1 protein-coding gene and 1 pseudogene are annotated in these 1,807 nt (G+C 44.8%); both read right to left on the reverse strand.

Annotation, left to right across the window (positions count from 1 at the left end):
- A pseudogene (locus F6K53_RS39650) lies at positions 1 to 770 on the reverse strand (hypothetical protein); the annotation flags it as partial.
- 108 nt (positions 771 to 878) lie between these two features.
- A partial coding sequence (locus F6K53_RS39655) for a reverse transcriptase domain-containing protein (RefSeq protein ID WP_293085494.1) occupies positions 879 to 1,807 on the reverse strand: 929 nt, incomplete at its 5' end.

Here is a 1,807-nt window from a genome sequence, read left to right on the forward strand (position 1 = left end):
AATCCTAAAACTCGCCAGAGGATAGCAGTACTCAATCCCGCCAACATCATAGAGTTCAAGGCTAAATAATGAGTGCGCCTTTTCAATAAGATAATCAGCATGGCTGGACCGAGGGAACTGGCCACAGCTCCACTAGCAAAAAGAACCAATGAAAACACTGTGGAGGAAATAGAAATTGCCGCAATTACAGCGAGTATTCCCACCACTAAGGTCATGAATTGCTCGTATTTCACGCCATATTTACGGGACATCCTCCGATGCAACGCCGGGGAAATATCTCTAGCGATCGCACTGGAACAAACCAGAAGTTGGGAATCCGCTGTAGAGGCAATCACAGAAAAGACACCAGCCAACACAATACCGACTAAAAAGGGATTAAACTGTTGTGTGGCGTACAAGGGCAAGGCTTGTTCGGGATCACTAATGTTAGGCATTAAGACCCGGCAAGCAATCCCAAACAAAACCATTGCTATCCAGGTCGAATATGCGTAACCAAAGTACACCCACTTCGCTTCTTTCACCTCTTGGGGACTCCGCCCAGCTAGCAATCTCACCAGTATTTGCGGCTGAGAGATACTGAATCCCAAGCCAAAAAAGAAAAATCCTACTAGGTAGGCGACTAAGGTTAACCAGCTAAATCCTGCCGTGAGATTCATCAATTTAGGATCAATCTGATTGAGTTCTGACATAATTTCTGAGACCCCACCCCCGTTGATAATGGCTACTGCCAGCATGCCAAAGCAAACAAACATCACCACAAAAGCCTGCACCACATCAGTCCAGATTGAGGCTCTGAGTCCTATTAGAGTCGATGCCCGGTATTATCCGGGGCACCTCTCCTTCAAATCCGTACGTGAAGGTTTCCCCTCATACGGCTCCTAGGTGTCCTTGTCTTTCGACTTGCCCCCGTGAATATATTGGTGACAGCTTTGGTGAACAGCCATTAGGTTGTTTATCTTCCAGTTGTCATGATTTCCATCAATGTGGTGAAGGTGTACCTTTTCCTCACTAACGAATTTCAGTCCGCAATATTCACAGGAATGGTTTTGCTTCTTTAAAGCCTCTGCTGTAGCATCGAAGTAGAGCTTAGAGTTTCTCTGACTCCAATAGACTAAATCTCCGTCATATGGGGATTTAGTCCCTTTTACCATTACGTGTTTATTTTGTTCATACTCAACTGCGGGGAAGCTTTTCTTGCATAGCTTATTGGCCTGATATCGGTTCGTCTTTTTTTCCTTGCGGAATTTTCGATTTGCCGTGTTATTCATGAACCATAATCTATCTCGGGAGCTGCTCATGTCACAGTTTTTGTGGTAATTCCTCCATCCACGTACAATGGGGGCTAGTTTTTTGGCTTTAGTTTCCGCACCATAATTCGAGCTGTTGACTATGGTCTTTATTTTCTTACGGATGTTCTTATGATTCTCCACTGAGGGAGTGCAATGAAACTTTCCGTTTTGCTTGACACGCATGTGCCATCCCAGAAAATCGAATCCATCTGTCGTTTTGGTTATCTTGGTCTTTTCTTCACTGATTTCCATCCCGCGCTCTGCCAAAAATTTCTTGATTTTATTCAAGATTTTTTCGGCGTTATCTTTTGGTTTTAGGAATATGACCATGTCGTCCGCATAACGAACGCTAGGGTGTATATCCTCTATTCCGTCAAGTGCAATATTGGCTAGTAGTGGGCTGACTACACCTCCCTGTGGGGTTCCTTGCTCAGGAAATTCCAGGTCAACTCCGGCCTTAAGGCATCTGAATATCCCAGTCTTCAAACTTGCTGGTGCAATTAACCTGTCCATGATGG

The sequence above is a fragment of the Moorena sp. SIO4A1 genome (assembly GCF_010672065.1).
GTDB lineage: Bacteria > Cyanobacteriota > Cyanobacteriia > Cyanobacteriales > Coleofasciculaceae > Moorena.